We start from the raw sequence: 4,077 nt of genomic DNA, 5'->3' as shown, positions 1-4,077 counted from the left end.
CGGAATAATGATCAAGGCCCTGCCCGGTCTATTCAGTACCGAATCCGATCGGGGTCGGCCACATAATCCTGCGCGACCGCGAACGCCTCATCTCTGAGCAATTGCGTTTCCGGGACTCGTCGATCCTGGATCGGTTTGGAAATCTGTTGGTAAAACACGCGGTCATCGAAGCCGACGGTGGCTGCGTCGGCAATGCTGAACCCATAGAAAGCGCGATCGATGCCGGCCCAGTAGATGGCGCACAGGCACCTGGGGCAGGGTTCGCCGGTGGTGTAGATTTCACAGCCCTTAAGGTCGAAGGTCCGCAATCGCCGACCGGCGTCGCGAATGGCCGTGATTTCACCATGTGCGGTCGGGTCGCAGCCGGAAAGGACCTGGTTCCACCCCTCCCCGACGATGCCCCCGTCCTTGACGACCACGGCGCCGAAGGGCCCACCATCGCCGGCCTCAACGCCTTGTCGGCTGAGTTCGATCGCACGGCGCATGAAGGTTTCCGGCGACGCATGATGATCGGTGTTCGTCATTGCAGTCTTCCTCTGGTTGCGTGATCGATCGACACTCGGCACCCTGGTTAATACCGGCCTTGATCGTAATCCCGGCCAGCGGAGTGCGTAGTCAGGGCTTCCAGCCCTGACGGTGTCAGGCCAAGATGGCCTGACTACGCACCCGCCGAGCCCAAGTGGCCGGAATCTTGATCGAGGCCTTAATACCGCTAGGCGGCTCTGCTCGGACCATTGGCCTTGGGGTGCGCTGCGTGTACCTTGAGCGGCGGTGGTTGAACGAAGCGGCGTGAGCCTTGGCCGCCGCCGCGGTGCGCGCGGCGCACCCTACGCGCACCGGGTCGGCCAATGAGACAGGGGCCGAAATGTCGGGTTACGCTGCGCTAACCCGACCTACGCGGCTAACCGAGGCCGTCCGGTGCGGCCAGCGCATAGACCACATCGGGCCAGCACCCCGCGGTGACCCCTTGCAGGGCGGCCAGGATGCGTTCGGCCAGGGCGCTATCGACTTGGTGTCCGTTTCCGGGGGTGGGGGCGGCCGCAACCGGCGTCCGCAGGTCCCGGGCGATGGCCGCGAGGCCGTCTGAGACCCCGCGGGATTGGGCCAGGGCCTCATAAAGCGCGTCCTGGGAGAGGCAGTGGAGGAAGGCGGCCACCACCGCGTCCTGCGCGTCGGACCCGCGATGACCGAGCGCGATGACCAGTTCGAGCCACTCCAGCACCGCGGTGCCCAGACCGATGGCGCGCAGGTCGGCGAAGGTCCGCGGCCAGCGCGCCCGGGGGGTGCGGCGCAGCCAGGTGCAGAGGGCGAGCGGTGTCAGCCCCGGGGCTTCGTCGGCCGCCGCGTCAGGGCTTCGGGGTCGGCGGCCTATCGGATCGAACGGCAGGGGCGGCGTGTCGGGGATCTCCAGATAGTCCAGATCGTTTTCTTCGACATACGACCGTGCCGCCCCGGGGGCTGGCGACGACCCGGCGACGCTGAAACACGTGGCCTCATCGGGAGGCGGGGGCGCGCTCAAGTCGGCCGGTCGGCGCAGGCAGGCGGACAGTTCCAGATAGTCCAGGTCGCAGGGCGGCTCGCAAAGGACCGTTGCACCCTCATCGTCGCGGTCTCCCGCGCCTGGGTGCGCCCAGCCGCCGCCCATCACCGATCCCGTTCCCCCCCAGCCGGCCGGGAGCATCTGTGCGACCTGGTGAAGCTCCGGCATCTGCGTCGGTGCCTCGCCCGCGGCCCGCGCCTGGACCAGCAGGAAATTGGTGCGGTCCGTGACCAATTGGTAGGCGACGGCCAATGCGACGGCCGGCGCGGCGGTCGCATCCGCCGCCGCCAGGGCCTGGATGCGCGCCGCGGCGGCGACCCGCGCCAGGTCGGCGCCCGCGGCCGGTTGAGGTTCCGCGGGGGCCGGTCCCGCCGCAAAATCGGCGCGCGCGATCTCGGTCAGCGCGGCACCGGGTGCCGGTGCGCCGAGCAGGCGGACCGCACCGACCGGTACCTGTCCCAGCCAGGCGAAGGCGTTGACGGTGTCCCCATCGAAAACGGCCGTCCCCAGGGGCGAGACCCACCCGGGCGTCACGCCCTCCGGCCAGACCAGGGTCAGGTCGGTCAGGCGCGGCGAGCGCAAGCGGGCGAACATCCGCAGCACGGCGGGCTCCACCGCCTCACCCGGGGCCACGAAGTCGCAGGCGCCGGCGGTCGCCGCGGCCAGGCGGCGCAGGTGGCCGGCCGCCGGGCTGGCGCCGATCCCGACGGCAAAGACCCGGTGGCCGGTCCCGCGGACCGCGGCGATGGTGCGCTCGATCGCCTCGATCTCCCCATCAGTGACCAGCAGCAGGTCGCTCGCCCCGCCGTGGGCCAGGGCGCAGGTGGACTCCAGGGCGCGTGCCATCTCGGTGCCGCCCAGGTCCGCCTCCAGGGCGCCGATCCAGCGTTGGGCGGCCAGGCGGGTCGCCTCGGTCAGGGTCCACAGGCCCCGGGAACGGTGCTCGACCTGGCTGCCGAAGCGCGACAGGCAGAAGCGGTCGGCCGCCCCCAACTGACCCAGGACCGCCTGCAGGGCACGCCGGGCGGCGGCGATGCTGTCGCCCGCCATGGACCCGGAGCAGTCCACCAGCACCTTGACGGCCAAGGCGGCGCGGGCCGGCAGGCGCGGACAGAAGCTCGCCAGCACGACGACGGGGTCGGCCGCCGCCGGGTCCGGCGCCATCACCACGACGCTGGCCTGCGCGAGGCGGTCGACCACCAGCACGAAGTCCCGGTCCAGGGCGCCCTGCCGGGCCAGCGTGACGGTCAGGACCGCGTCCCCGGCGGTCCCGTCCAGGCCCACGGCGATGGGGTGGGTGGGGGAGGCGACCCGGACGCGCGCCAGTTCGCCATGCAGGCACAGACGCAGGTCGAAGGGGTAGGCGGCCAGCGGGTCGAACGCCAAGGCCTGATGGGGCTGCAGGCCGCCGTCGCGTGCCGGGTCCCCATAGCGCGGGGCGATCAGGGTCGGGATCAGCAGGCGCAGACCGCCCTGCTCGAATTGAAGTACCTGCGCATACCGCAGCGTCACCACGCAGGTCTCTCCGGCCAGCAGGTTGCCCAGGTTCAGGCTGTAGCTCCCGTCCGGGTTGCGTTCCAGCATGATCGCGGCCTGGCCGGCGCACAGGGCCTCCTCGTAGCGCGCCTCGGCCTGCCGCTTCTCGACCACGGCGCCGGTCAGGCGCCGCCCGCCCAGGACGACCTCGACCCCCAGCAGGACGGCGCCGCAGGGCAGCGGGAAGCGGTAGACGACCTCGCTGTTGGTCGCGGCCGTATTGCGGAAGCGTTGCTCGACCGTCAGCGTCAGCAGCAGGCCCCGCAGGTCGCCGGCGGCGCGCACGTCCTCCAGCATCGCCGGCTCCCCGCCCCTGGTCTCCAAACGCGCGCACTGGTGCTGTTGCATCTGCTGCCCCTGCCTTACGGTTGTCGTTCTGTTTGCGGTGCCGCCCCCGGCGGCGGCGCGCCGACGGCGGCGAAGGCCGCCATTACGCCCTTGACGAAGGCGCGGACCTGTTCGGGTGTCAGACCCGCCCGGGCCGGGTCTATCACCACCTCGATCCCATCGGCGACGGCCAGGTGGCTGCATACCGTCACCGACCCCAGGGTCCGGGGCCGGGGCGGCACGGGCGGCGGCTCGCCGCGCAACAGGGCGCCGATCCGTTCCAGCGACACCCCCGCCGCCGTCCACTTTTTGATCAGCAGCAACTGCTCCAGGTGCCGCGCGCCGTAGCGCGCCGCCCGCGTCTCGCCCCGGGGCCGGTCCACCAGACCGAGCTGGACGTAGTAGCGCACAGTGCGCGGCGGCAGATCGGCGAGGACGCACAGGTCGGCCAGGGGGTAATCGGGTTCGGATGGGTCGGAGGGCCTTGTCATGGGCTATATTAGAACGCTTAGACTGTCGTAAATCAAGTGTCTTAATATTGGGTGCGGCCAGGGGGCGCAAAGGCCCCGCTTTTTGGACGTGACGCAACACCTTGGGGCCACGGGAGGCTCGGGCGTAGACCCGGCTGTCGTGTGGGCGGCAAGGGCGTCGGTCCGCACAGCGGACCCTACGGG

General features: G+C 70.8%; 3 protein-coding genes. All 3 read right to left on the bottom strand.

Annotated elements, in window-relative coordinates:
• Positions 1–32 precede the first annotated feature (32 nt).
• The 3 genes from QZY48_RS12130 to QZY48_RS12120 all read right to left on the bottom strand — a co-directional run bounded on the left by QZY48_RS12130 (position 33) and on the right by QZY48_RS12120 (position 3,894).
• The gene (locus QZY48_RS12130) at positions 33–524 is read right to left on the bottom strand and encodes a nucleoside deaminase (protein WP_295431115.1); all 492 of its coding nucleotides are present in this window, start codon (positions 522–524) and stop codon (positions 33–35) included.
• 377 nt (positions 525–901) lie between these two features.
• Entirely contained in the window at positions 902–3,424 is a 2,523-nt protein-coding gene (locus tag QZY48_RS12125) for a VIT domain-containing protein (protein ID WP_295431114.1), read from the bottom strand.
• 14 nt (positions 3,425–3,438) lie between these two features.
• On the bottom strand, positions 3,439–3,894 hold the full coding sequence (locus QZY48_RS12120) for a helix-turn-helix domain-containing protein (protein ID WP_295431113.1): 456 nt from the start codon (positions 3,892–3,894) through the stop codon (positions 3,439–3,441).
• Positions 3,895–4,077: the final 183 nt, after the last annotated feature.

Source organism: uncultured Thiodictyon sp., assembly GCF_903828115.1.
GTDB lineage: Bacteria > Pseudomonadota > Gammaproteobacteria > Chromatiales > Chromatiaceae > Thiodictyon.
Note: the sequence above shows the minus strand (reverse complement) of the source record. Positions and strands in the feature narration are given on the sequence as shown.